Genomic DNA, 16649 nt, shown 5'->3' on the forward strand with positions numbered 1-16649 from the left:
GAGTCCCCGGCCGGACATCACCGCCCTGCGCGCGCTGCCACCTCTGCCACCACGCCGCGCGCCGGTCTGGTCCGCACGAACTGCGGCCACCAGAACCAGCGTCCCATCAATGCTGCGATCGAGGGGGTCATGAATGACCGGATCACCAGGGTGTCGAACAGCAGGCCGAGCCCGATCGTCGAGCCGACCTGGGCCACCACGGTCATCTCGCTGACCACCATCGACATCATGGTGAACGCGAACACCAGCCCGGCGGCGGTCACCACCGATCCACTACCGCCCATGGCGCGGATGATGCCGGTGTTGATGCCTGCGGGCAGCTCTTCTTTGAGCCGGGCGACCAAGAGCAGGTTGTAGTCAGCGCCCACCGCCAACAGCACGATGACGGCCATCGCCATCACCATGAAATGCAGTTCGATCCCTAACAGGTGCTGCCACACCAGGATTGACAAGCCGAAGGACGCGCCGAGCGATACCAGCACGGTGCCCACGATCACGGCTGCGGCCACCACACTTCGGGTGATGAGCAGCATGATGATGAAGATCAGGCACAGTGCCGAGATGCCTGCGATGATCAGGTCGTAATTGTTGCCTTCCTGCATGTCTTTGAATGTGGCCGCGGTTCCGGCGAGATAGATCTTTGAGCCTTGCCAGGGTGTGCCTTTCATGGCTTCCTTGGCGGCCAGCTTGATCCCGTCGATCAGCTTGATGCCATCGGGTGTCAGCGGATCTCCCTCATGGGAAATGATGAACCGCACCGCTTTTCCGTCCGGCGAGATGAAGCTCTTCATGCCGCGTTTGAAGTCGGCGTTGTTGAAGATCTCCGGCGGCAGGTAGAACGTGTCGTCGTTCTTGGCGTCGTTGAACGCCTCGCCCATGGCCGTCTGGCCGTCCTGCATCTCGGCCATCTGATCCTGCAGACCCTTCTGGGTCTGGTACATGGTCAGCATCATCGTCTTCATTTTCTTCATGGTCTCGATCTGCGGCTTCATCATCGACGCCATCTGGGGCATCAGCGCATCGAGTCGATCCATGTCGGGCAGCAGCTGCTGGATGCTCTCGGTCATGGTGTCGACGCCGTCGAGCCCGTCGAACACCGACCGCATCGTCGAGCACACCGGAATGTCGTAGCAGTGGGGTTCCCAGTACAGGTAGTTGCGCAGCGGCCGCAGGAAGTCGTCGAAGTCGGAGATGTGGTCCCGCAGTTCGGCGACGTCGTCGACCATGTCGTGGGTCTTGCCGACCATGCTGTGCATGATCGTGCTCATCTCGCCCATGAGCGCGATCATCTGATCCATCGTGTCGACGGTCTTCTGCATCTCATCGGCCTGCAGCAGCATGTCGTCGGCGCGGTCCATCAGATACTTGCGGTTCATGGTCTGCATGACCCCGCCCATGCTCATCTGCGCGGGGATGGTGCTGAACTCGAGCGGTTCGCCCTGAGGGCGCGTGATCGCCTGGACGCTGCCGATTCCGGGCACCTCGAAGACCGCCTTGGCGATCCTGTCGATCACCAGGAAGTCCGCTGAGTTGCGGATGTCGTGATCGGTTTCGATGAGCAGCAGCTCGGGGTTCATCTTGGCTGGTGAGAAATGCCGTTCGGCCGCGGCGAACCCCTGCTGGGCAGGCAGATCGGGAGGCAGATAGTTGCGGTCGTTGTAGTTGGTCCGATAACCCGGCAGCGTCAGCAGCCCGACCAAAGACAGCAGGATGGTGCCCAGCAGGACCGCGCCGGGCCAGCGGACGACGAACGCGCCGAGCTTGCGCCAACCCCGAATGCGCATCGCCCGCCTGGGTTCCAGCAGTTTGCCGAACCGGCTGGCCACAGTGATCACCGCAGGCCCCAGTGTCAGCGCCGCCACCACCGCCACGACCATCCCGACCGCCATCGGAATGCCCAGCGTCTGGAAATAGGGCAGCCGGGTGAAATGCAGGCACAGCGTCGCCCCGGCGATCGTCATGCCCGAACCCAGCACCACATGGGCGGTGCCGTGGAACATCGTGTAATACGCCTGCTCGCGGTCCTCGCCTATCGTCCGGGCTTCCTGATAGCGCCCGATCAGGAAGATCGCATAGTCGGTCGAGGCCGCGATGGCCAGCGTCACCAGAAGCTGAGTGGCGAACGTCGAGAGCCCGATCAGATCGTGATAGCCGAGGAAGGCCACCACTCCGCGCGCCGAGGACAGACAGACCACCACCATGAACAGCGTGATGAGCACGGTGATGATCGACCGGTACACCAGCAGCAACATCGTGATGATCACCGCGAACGTGACCATCTCGATGATCTGGACACTGCGGTCACCGGCGAGTTGCTGGTCGTTGGCCAGCGCCGAGCCGCCGGTCACATAGACCTTGACCCCCGGCGGCGGCTCCAAGCCTTTGATGAGGTCCTGGACTGCCTGCACCGACTCGTTGGCCAGGGCTTCACCCATGTTGCCTGCGAGGTAGACCTGCACATAGGTGGCTTTGTTGTCGTTACTCTGGGCGCCGGCCTCGGTCAGCGGATCGCCCCAGAAGTCTTGGACGTGCTCGACGTGTTTCTTGTCGGCCTCGAGCTTGTCGACCATGTCGTTGTAGAAAAAGTGCGCGTCGTCGCCGAGCGGCTGCTCGCCCTCCAGCACGATCATCGCCGAACTGTCGGAGTGGAACTCGTCGAACACCTTGCCGACGCGTTTCATCGCAATCACCGACGGCGCATCGTTGGGGCTCATCGAGACCGATCGCATCTGCCCGACGACTTCGAGCTGCGGCACGGTGACGCTGAGCACCGCGACCAGCAGTATCCAGCCGATGATGATCGGGATGGCGAGTCGGCGGATCCATCGAGCGATCCCGGTGTGCTTGCTGGTGGACGCAGCGGGAACGTCGGTGGAAGCGGCCATCAGGAACCCTTGGTGGTCGGTCGGAGGTATCGCCGCGGCAGCCAGGAGGGGCCGCGTGTTGTGCTCCCGTCTTACCAGACCGCGGCGCGGATTGGGCCGCCAGCCTCCCGCTACCGGCGCGTCAGAACTGCACGCCCCGGGTCAGCGCGCCGTCGACCAACAGGTTCGTCCCGGTGATGAAGCTGGCCGCCGAGCTGCTCAGGAATACGACGGCGTTGGCCACCTCCTGCGGTGTGGCCATCCGGCCGGTGGGATTGAGCGCGAGCGCGGACGCGAACAGTTCGGGGTCGTCCTGTTCGATCGTCGGCCACACCCCACCGGGAAAGTAGGTGTTGCCCGGGCTCACCGTGTTGGCTCGCACGCCCTTCGCGGCATAGTTGTAGGCCAGACCCTGGATGTAGTGGATGATCGCGGCCTTGAAGGTGCCGTACGGGCCGGAGGCGAAGTCGATCTCACGCCCGGACACGCTCGAGATGGCGACGATCGAGCCGGCGCCGCCGGCCAGCAGATGCGGCATCGCGGCGTCGACGAGGGAGACCGTTCCCATCAGGTCCACCTCGAAGCTGCTGCGCCAGTTATCCGGGCTCTCGGGAATGGCCAGTGCACTGACATTCGCGACGACCCCGTCGAGCCCACCGAACGCGTCGGCGGTGCTCGATACCCATTGCGCCACCGCCGCGGCATCACCCACGTCGACGGCGCTGCCGACCGCGGTGGCCCCGTCGGCGGTCAGCTCCGCCTGCGCCTCGGCGACCGCCTCCGGGGTACGTGCGCAGTAGGCGACGACAGCACCCTCGGTCAGCAGTCCTTCGACGACCGCGCGGCCGATGCCGCGGGTGCCACCGGTGACCGCGAAACGCTTGCCCGACAATCCGAGTTCCATGTACAGCCCCTTGTATCAGTAGGAAATGACGCCGAGGTTTTTTGCGGCACCGCGTAATTCGTGGTGAACCCCACCGTAGGCCGGGGCCACGGGCAGCAACCGCTTGTCGATCTTGGTCACGGCGCTGTAGTTGGCGTCGACGACGTTGGCGATCGGGACCTGCGAGATCTGGGTCAACAGCTGGTAGGCGTCGAGGCGGTCCAGCCCGTACAGCTCGCCCAGCCAATGGATCATCTCGACCTGGCCGGCGCGCCAGGCCTCTTCCAAGGGGCGTCCCGAGCCGATCGTCATCAAATGGGTGTCGGTCTCCAGCCGTGGCCAGGCCGGTCCGCCACCCTTGATCAGCTCGACGATCGCGGTGACGTTCATGGCACCCTCCACCGCGGTGCCGCAGGCTTCGCCTTCACCCTGGCGGTAGTGCCCGTCGCCCAGCGAGAACAACGCTCCTTCGACGTTGACCCGCAGATAACAGGTGGCGCCTGCGGTCATCTCAGGGGTGTCCATGTTGCCGCCGAAAGCGTCGGGCACCAGTGAACTGCGTACCTCCCGGCGTGCGGGCGCCACCCCGACCGTGCCGAGCATCGGGTTGGCAGGCAGGGCCAGTTCGAAGTTACTGCCCTGCGCGGAGAAGCCGACAGTGCCTGCGGCGGAGTCGTATTCGTAGATCCAGGTTCGTTCGGGCAGTGGATCCTGCAGCGTCGGGCTGACCGGAATGCTGGTGAGGCCGCCGAAGAACGGAATCAAGGTCGACGCGCCCCAACTGCGCGCCGGGGTGAGGTCGACCAGATGGATCGCCAGGGTGTCGCCCGGCTCGGCGCCCTCGATCCAGAACGGGCCGGTCTGCGGGTTGAGGTCCTCGGTGTCGAGTGCGGTGCTCGCCACGCTGTCGCGGCTGGTGATGCGTCCGCCGTAGGCGTCCTCGGTCCACAACGTCAGCACGGTCCCGGGCTTGATGTGCATGACGGGTTCGGCGCCGCCGAAGGTGTAGTTGAGCTGATCTACCGTCGGCACGAAGGTGATGTGGTCCATGGCAGCCATCTTGACCTACGCCGGGACCTCTGGCATGTCGATGGGCTCCAGCCGCCACCTGCCGTCGCCGAGCAGTTCCAGGCGTTGCTCATGATGACGGTTGACGGTGGTGCGATGGGTGACGCTGACAAACACGGTATCGGGCAGTTCGCGACGCACCAGCGCATAGATCATGAATTCCAGCGGCTCGTCGAGCGCCGAGGTGGCTTCGTCGAGGAACACCGCCCTGGGTTTGGTCAGCAGGACCCGCGCGAACGCAATGCGCTGTTGCTCACCGGGGGAGAGCACCTTGGCCCAGTCGGCCACCTCTGACAACCGGTCGACGTAGCGCGGCAGGGCGACCGCCAGCAGCGCGTCCCGCAGGGCCTGGTCGCCGATATCGCCGGATTGCCGGGGGTAGGACACCACGGTCCGCAGATCCCCGAGCGGAACGTACGGCAGCTGCGACAGGAACAACGTTTCATTCTCGCCGAGTGGGCAGCGCAGTGTGCCGGAGGTGTAGGGCCACAGTTGGGCCAGGCTGCGCAGCAATGTCGTCTTGCCTGTGCCGGACTCGCCGGTGACGATCATCGCGTTGCCTGCGGTAAGGCTCAGGTTCAAGCCGCTGACCAGCTGTTCGCCAGCGGGGTTGCGCACCTCGACACCGTCGAGTTCGACGATGCTGTCCCGGTTTTCGGCGACTGTCAGCGTGGGCAGTTCACGGCTTTGCCGGTCGGCGGTGACAAGCCCGTGCAGGCGGATGATCGAGGCCCGGTAACCGGCGAAGGTGTCATAGGAGTTGCGGAAGAACGACAGCGCGTCCTGGATGGCGCCGAACGCCGTCACCGATTGGGTGACGGCGCCGAGCTGAATCTGGCCGGCGAACAACCGCGGCGCCTGCAGCACCCAGGGCAGCGGGATGATGATGTGGTTCATCGACAGGTTCCACCCGGTGAACCCGATGGTCCGGTTGACGAAGCGCTTGTAGTTGGCGACGACGGGTGCGAACCGCTCACGGAGTTGGCGACGTTCGGCTTTCTCCCCGCGGTAGAGCGCAACGGATTCGGCGGCGTCACGCAGCCGGACCAGCGCGTACCGGAAAACGGCGTTGAACTTTTCGTTGTTGAACGACAGCCGGATGAGCGGCCGGCCGAGCCAGAAGGCGATGACGGTCGCGAACGCCACATAGACGAACACCGACCAGAACATCGCCCGGGGAACCTCGACCCCGAACACAACCAGATCACCGGAGAGATTCCACAGTATGGAGGTGAACGAGATGACCGAGACGATCGACGAGATCGCGCCGAAGGGCAGGGTGCCGTTACTCGTCTGGTGCGGAGTGTTGGGCTGGGGTCCCGACAGCGCGGTGAAGACGTCGATGTCGGACTGGATGCGCTGATCGGGGTTGTCGATCGTCTTGTCGATGAACCGGGTGCGGTAGTACGCACGGCCGTCGAGCCAATCACCGGTGAGCCGGTCGGTCAGCCACGTCCGCCAGGCCAGCATGAACCGTTGCGTCATGAACAGGTCGACCAGCACGCGAGTGACGAGGATCGCGGCCAGCAGTGAAAAAGTCAGCAGGGATGTCCAAAACCCCTGCACACCTGAGTCTTTCACCACCTGATCGCCGGTGGCGAAGCCCTGCACGGCGATCTGGGCAGCGGAGTACAGGTCGTTGCTCTGGTAGCTGAACAGCACTGACAGCCGCACGCCGATGATCACCGACATCAACATCGCGCTCAGCACCAACCACACTTTGAGGCTGCGCCGGCCGCTGAAGTACGCACCGGTGACCGTCCAGAACTGTCGGCCCCAGGTGGTGTATCTCGCGAGCAATGTCAGCGTTGCCACCGTGCAGATCGCCGCGATGGCCCAGGCCTCGGCGAGCCAGATCAGCGTATGGAGTAGCTCCTCGCCCCAGTCGATCGAGGGTGAGAACGGCTTGAGTTCGTTCACGAGAACCGACTCCTCGGTTTGCCGACTGGTCAGCGCGAAGCTACCGCAGACAATCGCTCTTGGCCGGGAAATGCATCGGCGGGGCTGTAGATCCCTACAGTCCGGGGCGGTGTGCCTGTGCTCGCAACCCGGTATTGGCCATCGGCGGTGTCCGCCGACACGTTTTGTGCCCATACTTCGGTGTCCTTGCGGCAGCGAAAGGTTGGTCAGATGGCCTCAGATAGTCAGACAGACTCCGCACCAGCAGAATTGAAGCGAGAGTTCTCGCTGTGGTCGGCGTTTGCGTTTGCGTTCGCGTTCATTTCACCGATCGTCGCGATGTACGGGATCTACGGCCTATCGCTGTCGACCGCTGGTCCCGGCTTCTGGTGGACGTTCGTCATTGTCGGTGCAGGACAGTTCATTGTGGCGCTGGCCTTTTCCGAACTGGTGTCCCGCTGGCCGTTCGAAGGTTCGATCTACCAGTGGACCAAGCGGCTGGCGGGCGAGATCGCCGGCTGGCTGGCCGGCTGGGTCTACATGTGGGCGCTCGTGATCATCATGGCCACCGTCGCTTACGGCGGTGCCGGATTCCTTGCCCAGCTGGTCGGCGTCGAGGCACCCACACCCGTGCAGCAGAGCATCATTGCGCTGTTGATCCTGCTGGCAGGGACCGGCGCGAACGTCCTGGGCCGCGGATTGTTGAAAGCACTGATGGCTGCCAGCATCATCGCGGAGATCGTCGCGTCGTTGGGGCTGGGCACCTACCTGTTGATCTTCCACCGCCACCACGGTCTCGACGTGATTCTGCAGGGCGCCGATGTCGGCAGCGGATGGTCGTGGGCGTATCTGTCGGGGCCATTCCTCGCGGCGCTGGCGTTCACCAGCTGGTCGATCCTGGGGTTCGAAAGCGCGGGCGCGATCGCCGAAGAAGTCAAGGAGCCGCAACGCAACGTTCCCAAGGCAATGCTGTTCTCGGTCTCCTTCATCGCCCTGGTCATCGCCTACGCGTCACTGGCCGTGACACTGGCCGTGCCGGACTTCAGCCGCATCAGCTCCGGCGAAGAAGCCGACCCGGTGACGTATGTGCTTCGCAGTGCGCTGGGCGATGCGGCGGTCAAACCCATCCTGCTCGCGTTTGTGATCGGCTTCCTGGCCAGCTTCCTGGCGCTGCAAGCCTCGGCGTCCCGCGTCATCTGGTCGTTCGCCCGCGACAAGGTGCTGCCGGGATCGCGGATCTTGTCCAAGCTGTCCAAGTCAGAGGCTCAGCCGGTCAGCGCGATTCTGGTCACCACCGTCATCGGCGCCGTCGTCTATCTGATCTCGGCCACTGACGTCTACTCGGTTCTGGTGACCTTCACCGCCGGTGGCTATTACCTGGCGTTCTTGTTTCCCTTGGTGACCGGGTTGGTGGCACGGCTCCGGGGCAAATGGGTTCCGGGACCGTGGAATCTGGGTAGGTTCGGTACGCCGGTGGCGATGCTGGCGGTGCTGTGGGCCGGCTTCGCATTCGTCAACATCGTCTGGCCGCGCACGGTTTCGACCTCGTGGTACATCAACTGGGCGTTCTTTGTCGCGATGGGCGCGATCCTCGCCGTCGGCGCGGTGATCCTGAAAGTGCGTAAGGTCGGCAGGCCCCAGCCAGAGGCGTCCGTGGAAACGACTCCCGCAGTCACGGAGTCGGTATGAACGCGACCTCGGCGACCGCGGTGGTGACCGGGGCGGGAAGCGGCATCGGCGCCGCGATCGCACACCGGCTGCGCGCCAACGGCTGGAATGTCGCCTCGATCTCGCGCGAGCCCGCACCGGACACCGATATGTGGTTGGTTGCCGACGTGGCCGACGAGAATGCAGTGGCGAACGCAATTGCCGCCGTGCAGAACAGCTTCGGGTCGATCGATGCTGCTGTCATCTGCGCCGGACACTATGAGGAGACCACTGCTCTCGACATCACGCAAGAATCGTGGGACCGGATGCTGCGCGTACATGTGGGTGGATTGGCACACGTGTGCCGCAGCGTGCTGCCCGATATGCGTCGGCGCGGCACCGGACGCATCGTCGGTATCGCCTCCGAACGAGCCATCGGAGGCGGCAGCAATGATGCCCACTACGCCGCCGCGAAAGCTGCCGCACTGAGCCTGCTTCGCAGCGTCGCGGTCGAAGTCGCGGGCGACGGGATCCAGGTCAACGCCGTGGCTCCCGGCCCGTGTGACACCCCGCTGCTGCCACCCGATTCCTGGGAGCGGGCCGAAGGATTCGTCCAGACCTTGCCCGCGCGGCGCATCGCGCTGCCAGGCGAGGTCGCCGAGCTGGTCCGCGCATTGCTCGAAGACGACCTGTTTCTGTGCGGGGAAGTGCTGTCCGTCAACAGCGGGACGGTGATCTGATATGCCGCAGAGTTCCAGGATTCTCGTAACTGGCGTGGACACCATGTTGGGCGCTGCGGTGCGCGCGCATTTCACCACCTGTGGCGCCACGACCGTAGGCACGTCGATCCGCGCAACGGATTCGGTCGGCGAACAACTCACGCTGCCTGCCGATCCCGCTGACGGCGTCCAGGTGGGATCCGCCGTCCGTCGGGCCGCGGAGGCGATGGGCGGAATCGACGCACTGGTGGTTGCCCATGGCCTGCCCTACGTTGCCGGACTGGGCGAGCAGACGATGACGGATTTCTGGAATCACGTCAATGCCACCTTGACCGGAAGCTTTCTCTACGCCCAGGCAGCAGCGGAGTGTATGCGGCGCAACGGTATCGGTGGACGCATTGTGCTCACCACCTCACGATGGCACATCGGTGGTGCCGACCTGTCTGCCGTGGCCGCCGCGGCCGGCGGGATCGTCGCGCTGACCAAAACGTTGACCCGTGACTTCGGCCCGTTCGGTGTGGGCGTGAACGCCGTCGCGGTCGGCGCTGTCGAGTCGGAGTGGTCGCTATGTGATGCCGGCGGTGGTGTACCGCCGGCCGGACACCTCGGAAGCGTCGAGCAAGTGGCAGGCGTCATCGGCCTGTTGTGTCAGCGGCAGCTCGGCGCAGCTGTCGGTCAGATCATCAACGCCGACGGCGGACTATCCCGAAATCGTGTCTAGGAAAGGTAATCAATGAACAACGAAAGCGGCGGCAACTCCATTGTGGGGCCGGTCGATCCGCAGGTGCAGCCACGCTACGCGGGATGGACGACGTATGCGAGACTGCCGCGGCTCGAAGACGTGCCCAGTGCCGACGTCGTCGTGGTGGGTGTCCCGTTCGACAGCGCTGTCACCTACCGTCCCGGTGCGCGGTTCGGACCCAATGCAATTCGCCAGGCCTCTCGGCTCATCCGGGGCTACAACCCCGCGCTGGACATCAAGCCTTTCGAGGTCTGTCAGTTCGCAGATGCCGGCGACCTCGCGTGCAATCCGTTCGACATCGGCGAGGCGGTCGACCAGATCGCCGCTCAGTTGACTGGGCTACTGGCCACCGGCACACGCGCGGTCGTCCTGGGCGGTGATCACTCGGTAGCTCTCCCGTCGCTGCGGGCGGCGCATTCCGTACACGGTGCGATGGCGCTCGTGCACTTCGACGCCCATCTCGACACCTGGGATTCGTACTACGGCGCCGACATCACCCACGGGTCGCCGTTCCGGCGGGCTTTCGAGGAGGGGCTGCTGCTCGACCGCAACATGCACGTCGGTGTCCGGGGGTCGATCTACGATCGCAAGGACCTTGTCGAGGACGCCGGCTTCGGATTCTCTGTCATCACCTGTCGGGATATCGACGCTCTGGGTACCGCAGGCATCATCGAACGCATCCGCGAACGTGTCGGCGATGCTCCGGTGTACGTCTCGGTCGACATCGACGTCCTCGACCCGGCTCATGCACCGGGGACCGGCACACCCGAGGCCGGCGGGATGTCCAGCAGGGAATTACTCGAAGTCGTCCGTGGGCTGGACAGCGTGAATCTCGTCGCTGTCGACGTCGTCGAGGTGTCGCCGGCTTACGATCACGCCGAGATCACTGCCGTCGCCGCTGCCAATGTCACCTGGGAGTTCTTGTCCGTCTTCGGAAGAAAGGTTCAGCAATGAGCACTCTGACACCTGCGGGACCGGTACCGTGGCCGCACGGCAAGACCTGTGCCGTCGCGTTCACCTTCGACGTGGACGCCGAATCCCCTCTGCTCACCACGGACCCCGCCTTTGCCGACCGGATGGGCGCGATGTCACACCAGGCATACGGCCCGCTCGTCGGCATCCCGCGGCTGCTCGGTATCCTCGATGAATTCGAGGTGCCCGGAACCTTTTTCGTTCCCGGATACACCGCTCACCGACATCCGGGGCCGATCCGCTCCATCGCTGCTGCCGGGCATGAGATCGCCCACCACGGATATCTTCACGAGTCACTTGTCGGAGTCGATGAGGACACCGAACGTGACATTCTCGATCGCGGCCTGCGCGCCCTGGAGGAGGTGGCCGGTGTCCGGCCGGTGGGCTACCGCGCGCCGATGTGGGAGATGAACTGGCACACACCGAAGTTGCTCGCGGAGTTCGGGTTTGTGTACGACTCCACGCTGATGGACTCCGACCATCCGTATGAGTTGGCAGTGGGCGACGGATCATCACTGGTGGAATTGCCGGTGAGCTGGGCGCTCGACGACTGGCAGCAGTACTGCTTCGTCCCCGACTTCTCCGGCACGGGACTGATCGAGACGCCCGCCAAGGCGATCGAACTGTGGCGAGCCGAACTCAACGCCATGCGCGACATCGGCGGGGTCTGGATCCTCACCAACCACCCATTCCTGAGCGGCCGACCCGGTCGTGCCGCTGCGCTGCGTGACTTCATCGCCGAGGTCCGCGCCATGGACGACGTCTGGCTGGCCGGCATGTCGGAGATCGCCACCCATGTCCGCGAGCAGCAGATCGCGCCCCGTACTTTTACTCGGCCAGTCCTGCGCCCGACAGCCCAACACTAAGGAGAACCGAAAGATGAAACACGAAGCGCTCACACCGGATAGGCTTCGGGAGGCTTACCAGCATGTGTGGTTCGTGGTGGCCCGTTCCGAGGACATCGGCACCCCGCAACCCGCCCAACTGCTCGATCACAAACTTGTGGTGTTCCGCGATGCCTCCGGTGCGGCGCGGGTGACTGACCGACGCTGTATTCATCGGGGTGGCAACCTCGCGGATGGCGTCGTCGACGGTGCCAACATTGCCTGTCCCTATCACGGCTGGCAGTTCGACGGCGGCACCGGTCAGTGCCGACACATCCCCTCGCTGGCCGAGGGGGGACGGATCCCGCCGAAGGCGGCCATCAAGTCCTATCCGGTCATCGAACGGTTCGCGCACGTCTGGACCTGCCTGGGTGACCCGGTCTTCGACCTGCCGAACCCGCCCGAAATCGAGGATCTGGAGCTCGAGTGGCGGGCGGCCGAGCCGATTCACGCCGACTGTGGGTTCATGGCCGCGACAGAGAACTTCCGTGATATGGCGCATTTTCCGTTCGTGCACGAGCATTCGATGGGGGAGGTCGACCCTGTTGTTGGCGATCTCGACGTCAAACGCGAAGGGCGTGAGGTCTGGGCGTCCTACTTCTACGGAAAGGTCCCGGACTCGGACTTTTCCGATATCGGGGACGCCTGGATGAATTACCACTCGTATGCGCCGGGCATCGCGACCATCCTGTACGACTTCGGAGAACTCGGGAAGCGTTACCTCGTCGACTTTCCCTCGCCGGTGAGCTATGACAAGTGCATCATCTTCTGGGGAGTGGCCACGGACAAGGACTTCCGGGGCGGAAGTGTCGACGAAATCCTGCGGATCGAGACCAAGGTCTTCAACGAGGACACCCCGATCTTGGGAGGCCTTGACCCGAAAGAAGTTCCGCTGGCCGGCCAGGCATTCGAGGCGTCGGCACCGGCCGACATCTACACGTTGAACTATCGGCGCGCGACCCAGCACGCGGTTCAGACCATTCAGGAAACTCGCGGGTTGATCGAGGTTGCCGAAACGGAGAACGGGCGCGTCCACGCATGAGCGCATGAAGCTGCAGGTCACCCAGTTGCGGCTCGAAGCCGCAGATGTCATATCGGTGATGTTGCGAAGCCCCGCAGGCGACCGGTTGCCCGAGTGGGCAGCCGGCGCCCACGTCACCGTCACCCTCCCGTCGGGCCTGATGCGTCAGTACTCCTTGTGTGGCCGACACGATGATCCGTACTCCTACACGATTGCGGTGTTACTGGTCGGCGACGGTCGCGGTGGTTCCCGCGAAATCCACCAGGGGCTGCGCATCGGCGATTTCATCGAGGTCGGCACACCGCGGAACAACTTCTCGCTCACGCCGGCGCACCACTATCTGTTCGTCGCGGGCGGCATCGGGGTCACTCCGATCCTGGCGATGATCGAGGCGCTACGGGGTGAACCCGACCCACCCCGGCTCAGGCTGCTGTATGGCGGTCGCAGTCGAGCAGCGATGGCCTTCCTGGACCGCCTCGACTCTCTCGACGGTGTCGAAGTGGTCCCGCAGGACGAAGCCGGCCTGCCCGATCTGGCCGGTGCCTTCGAGAACAGTCCGGCGGGCACCCACGTCTACTGCTGCGGACCGCCCGCCATGCTTGCGGCGGCCCAACGCCTCAGCGCACTCCATCCGGAACTGCACCTGCACTTCGAACGGTTCACCGCGGGTACGGAGGAAGTGGCCAGAGTCGATGACGGGGCGTTCGAAGTAGAGTTGGCGCGCAGCGGGATCACCATCACTGTGCCCAAGGACAAGAGCGTCCTCGACGCGGTGCTGGAAGTGGCCCCGGGGACAGAGTTCTCCTGTACCAGCGGTTTTTGCGGCACGTGTGAAACGAAGGTGCTGTCCGGTCAAGTCGATCATCGCGACGGTCTACTCACCGACGACGAGCGGCGGGCGGGCGCATCAATGATGATCTGCGTGTCACGGTCGCTCGGTGGCGACAAGCTCACGCTCGACCTGTAAGGACCAAACAATCGTCCTATACTGCGCAGGCATGAACGCACTGGCATCGAAGTGCCCATGATCACGAGCAAGCCGGTGGCGGAAGGCAGAACTGAGCCCGCTTTGGCGCCACCGCACGATGGCATCGTTCGGCTGCGTGAATTGCTCGCCGAGCCGGACCTTCACGTCGAGACGGTCACGCAGATCCACGACGGAGATCGGGCGATCCGCTACGTGTATCCGACCGAACTGGTGGACCCTTCACGGTATCTGTCGGGAGACGAGCTGATCCTCAGCGTCGGTGTGCCCGTCGCCGACCAGTCCGATGAAGCGATCCGCCGCTACGTCGGCACGTTGACCGGTCAGGGCGTCACGGCACTGCTCGTAGGTCTCGGCGACTTGTTCGACGAACCTCCCGCCGCTCTCGTGAAGGCGTGCCAGGACCTGGACCTGCCATTGCTCGCCCAGCGTGCGGCGGTGCCGTTTCGTCGGATCGTTGACTGGGCCGAATCCACTCGTGCCGCGGACCGCGAGATAGGAACGCGTGAACGGGATCTCGGATCGATCCTGCGCTGGTTCGTGGCCGGCACGCTGGGTGTCGGGCCCGTAGAGAATGCCCTCGCCAGAGCTGGATTGGCTGAGGCACCGGTGATGGTGTGTGCGTTCACCTCCGATGCCCACGCCCGAGTGCACGAAGTGGTGGACCGGCATTCCGGAACGGTTGCGCTGCTCGAAGATCGAATCGTGGCGCTGTGTGCGCACACCGAGGAGTTCACCACCGAATTGGCGGCATCGACACTTGTCTGCGGTTTGGCGGTCGCCTCGGATGCGCAATCGATGGCCCACGCGATCCCGGAGGCTCTTGAGGCCTTGCACGAAGCGATCCGCTGGCGGCGTAGCGTCCACATCGACGAGATCGCCACGCTCGAAGGCTTGTTGGCCGCTGTCCCGAAAGTGCGACTGGTGCCGTTCGTGCAGCGCCTGATCGTGCCGTTGGTGGACCACGACAAGGTCAACAGCTCCTACCTCGTCGCCTCCCTGGAGTCGTTCCTGTCTCCGCGCAATGACATCTCTACAGCCGCCAACGAGGTGTACGTGCATGTCAACACGTTGCGTAACCGGCTTGCCAAGATCGCCGAGCTCACCGGTGCCAATCCACTTGAGGAGACTGACCGGATCAATTTCCGCATCGCCCTGTGGGCTGCGCACAACATGGGTATGCGCGACGGGGTGGGGGAGAACCGGCCTGCCTCGTTGCCGCGACGCGGCGGGACGCGTTAGACCGCTGCACTGCAACGTGATCAGGTTCCAGCACCAGCAGGTATCCCGCAATAAGTTCCAGATGGAAGTATTTTTCTCGAAGTTCAGCGCGCACCGGCAGCCGCCGGTAATGTCGCGTTCGTCGCCAGTGCAACTTCGCCGGAGAGTGAGGAAACCTCTTGGTTCTCTACGATTTTCGGTGCGATTCCGGCTGCGGTACGACAAAACAGCTGTATTCGATGCAGTCACGTCCCGACGTGATCGAATGCCCGGGCTGTACGGGGTCCGCGCGCAGGACGATCGCCGCCCCGCATCTCGGCCGCTCCGGCGGCACCGCCATGGCATTACAGGATGCGACGCGTGCGACGGCAGATCGCCCCGCCGTGGTGACCGGGTCACCACCGTCGACGCGGCGGCAGCAGGTCCAGAAGGTCACCACCAATCCGCTTCATCAGAAACTTCCCCGAGCCTGAAGGAGTTCCGCAATGCCCGATGTCGTATTTCCGCTCGATTCGACCAAGAAGTTCACCGACCAGGAGAAGCTGGGCCACAACCGGTGGCATCCCGACATCCCTGCCGCGGTGACCGTCAAGAAGGGTGACTCGTTTCGCGTGCACTGTCGCGAGTGGTTCGACGGTGCGATCCTCAACGACGACTCCGCCGACGACATTCTGAACGCGCCGTTGACCACTGTGCACGTCCTGTCCGGTCCGATCGCCGTCGAAGGTGCCAAGCCCGGCGACCTCCTCATCGTGGACATCCTCGATGTCGGGCCGATTCCGCAGGAGGATTCCGGGCCGCTGGCCGGTCAGGGCTGGGGCTACACCGGCATCTTCCCCAAACTCAATGGTGGCGGCTTCCTCACCGAACAGTTCCCCGATGCCTACAAGGCGATCTGGGATTTCTCGGGTCAGAAGGCGACTTCGCGCCACGTCCCGAACGTGGAGTTCACCGGCATCGTCCATCCCGGGTTGATGGGGACCGCGCCGTCGACGAAGTTGCTGTCGACCTGGAACACCCGTGAGGCCGCGCTGATCGCCACGGATCCGGACCGGGTGCCGCCGCTGGCGCTGCCGCCCGAACCCAACGACGCGATCCTCGGCGGATTGACCGGCGATGCCTTCAGCAAGGCGGCCGCCGAAGCCGCCCGCACCGCGCCGCCGCGGGAGAACGGTGGTAACCAGGACATCAAGAACCTGACCAAGGGCAGCCGCATCTTCTATCCGGTGTTCGTCGACGGGGCCAACCTCTCGGTCGGTGACCTGCACTTCTCGCAGGGGGACGGTGAGATCACCTTCTGCGGTGCCATCGAGATGGGTGGCTTCATCGATTTGCGGGTCGATGTCATCCCCGGCGGGATGGACACCTACGGGGTGAGCGAGAACGCGATCTTCATGCCGGGCAACACCGACCCGCAGTACTCCGAATGGTTGGCGTTCTCCGGCACCTCGGTGACCCTCGAGGGCGAGCAGCGTTATCTGGATTCGCATTTGGCTTATCAACGGGCCTGCCTGCACGCGATCGATTACCTCACGAAGTTCGGCTACGCCCCCGAACAGGCCTATCTCCTGCTCGGCGCGGCACCCATCGAAGGACGCCTGTCGGGTGTGGTGGACATTCCCAACGCGTGCGCGACGGTGTACCTGCCGACGGCCATCTTCGACTTCCCGGTGGCACCGTCGGCCGCGGGGCCGGTCCGGATCGATCCGGGCATCGGCGCCCCGCACTCGGCGTTCGACTGACG

Annotated in this window: 14 protein-coding genes; 10 read left to right on the forward strand and 4 right to left on the reverse strand. The window is 64.2% G+C overall.

Annotated elements, in window-relative coordinates:
- Positions 1 to 17 precede the first annotated feature (17 nt).
- The 4 genes from M1247_RS23970 to M1247_RS23985 form a co-directional block, all read right to left on the reverse strand.
- Positions 18 to 2885: an MMPL/RND family transporter gene (locus tag M1247_RS23970; RefSeq protein ID WP_317158901.1), complete on the reverse strand. Its 2868-nt coding sequence runs from the start codon at positions 2883 to 2885 to the stop codon at positions 18 to 20.
- Between the two features lie 121 nt (positions 2886 to 3006).
- Positions 3007 to 3768 (reverse strand): SDR family NAD(P)-dependent oxidoreductase, encoded by a 762-nt coding sequence (locus M1247_RS23975; RefSeq protein WP_317158902.1) that lies wholly within the window; start codon positions 3766 to 3768, stop codon positions 3007 to 3009.
- 15 nt (positions 3769 to 3783) lie between these two features.
- Positions 3784 to 4797 (reverse strand): acetamidase/formamidase family protein, encoded by a 1014-nt coding sequence (locus M1247_RS23980; RefSeq protein WP_317158903.1) that lies wholly within the window; start codon positions 4795 to 4797, stop codon positions 3784 to 3786.
- 15 nt (positions 4798 to 4812) lie between these two features.
- Positions 4813 to 6735, reverse strand: coding sequence for an ABC transporter ATP-binding protein/permease (locus tag M1247_RS23985; protein WP_317158904.1), 1923 nt, complete (start codon positions 6733 to 6735; stop codon positions 4813 to 4815).
- 210 nt (positions 6736 to 6945) lie between these two features.
- Here M1247_RS23985 and M1247_RS23990 point away from each other — a divergent pair, with 210 nt between their 5' ends.
- From M1247_RS23990 to fmdA, 10 genes are all read left to right on the forward strand, one after another.
- Positions 6946 to 8403: an APC family permease gene (locus M1247_RS23990; RefSeq protein ID WP_317158905.1), complete on the forward strand. Its 1458-nt coding sequence runs from the start codon at positions 6946 to 6948 to the stop codon at positions 8401 to 8403.
- Positions 8400 to 9101: an SDR family NAD(P)-dependent oxidoreductase gene (locus M1247_RS23995; RefSeq protein WP_317158906.1), complete on the forward strand. Its 702-nt coding sequence runs from the start codon at positions 8400 to 8402 to the stop codon at positions 9099 to 9101. The genes M1247_RS23990 and M1247_RS23995 overlap by 4 nt, the downstream gene beginning before the upstream one ends.
- A gap of 1 nt (position 9102) precedes the next feature.
- Positions 9103 to 9801: an SDR family NAD(P)-dependent oxidoreductase gene (locus M1247_RS24000; RefSeq protein ID WP_317158907.1), complete on the forward strand. Its 699-nt coding sequence runs from the start codon at positions 9103 to 9105 to the stop codon at positions 9799 to 9801.
- A gap of 12 nt (positions 9802 to 9813) precedes the next feature.
- Complete coding sequence (speB, locus tag M1247_RS24005; protein ID WP_317158908.1) at positions 9814 to 10776, forward strand: agmatinase; 963 nt, start codon at positions 9814 to 9816, stop codon at positions 10774 to 10776.
- Positions 10773 to 11660 carry a polysaccharide deacetylase family protein gene (locus M1247_RS24010; protein ID WP_317158909.1) on the forward strand — a complete coding sequence of 296 codons (888 nt, stop codon included), beginning with the start codon at positions 10773 to 10775 and terminating at the stop codon, positions 11658 to 11660. Before speB ends, M1247_RS24010 begins: the two co-directional genes overlap by 4 nt.
- A gap of 13 nt (positions 11661 to 11673) precedes the next feature.
- Positions 11674 to 12720, forward strand: a complete 1047-nt coding sequence (locus tag M1247_RS24015; RefSeq protein WP_317158910.1) for a Rieske 2Fe-2S domain-containing protein — start codon at positions 11674 to 11676, stop codon at positions 12718 to 12720.
- A 4-nt stretch (positions 12721 to 12724) separates the two neighbouring features.
- Positions 12725 to 13666: a PDR/VanB family oxidoreductase gene (locus M1247_RS24020; protein WP_317158911.1), complete on the forward strand. Its 942-nt coding sequence runs from the start codon at positions 12725 to 12727 to the stop codon at positions 13664 to 13666.
- Between the two features lie 57 nt (positions 13667 to 13723).
- The gene (locus tag M1247_RS24025) at positions 13724 to 14926 is read left to right on the forward strand and encodes a PucR family transcriptional regulator (RefSeq protein ID WP_317158912.1); all 1203 of its coding nucleotides are present in this window, start codon (positions 13724 to 13726) and stop codon (positions 14924 to 14926) included.
- A 218-nt stretch (positions 14927 to 15144) separates the two neighbouring features.
- On the forward strand, positions 15145 to 15378 hold the full coding sequence (locus M1247_RS24030; RefSeq protein WP_317158913.1) for a zinc ribbon domain-containing protein: 234 nt from the start codon (positions 15145 to 15147) through the stop codon (positions 15376 to 15378).
- Positions 15379 to 15390: 12 nt separating this feature from the next.
- Positions 15391 to 16647 (forward strand): formamidase, encoded by a 1257-nt coding sequence (gene fmdA / locus M1247_RS24035; RefSeq protein ID WP_317158914.1) that lies wholly within the window; start codon positions 15391 to 15393, stop codon positions 16645 to 16647.
- Positions 16648 to 16649: the final 2 nt, after the last annotated feature.

The sequence above is a fragment of the Mycobacterium appelbergii genome (genome assembly GCF_032883035.1).
Taxonomy (GTDB): Bacteria; Actinomycetota; Actinomycetes; order Mycobacteriales; family Mycobacteriaceae; genus Mycobacterium; species Mycobacterium appelbergii.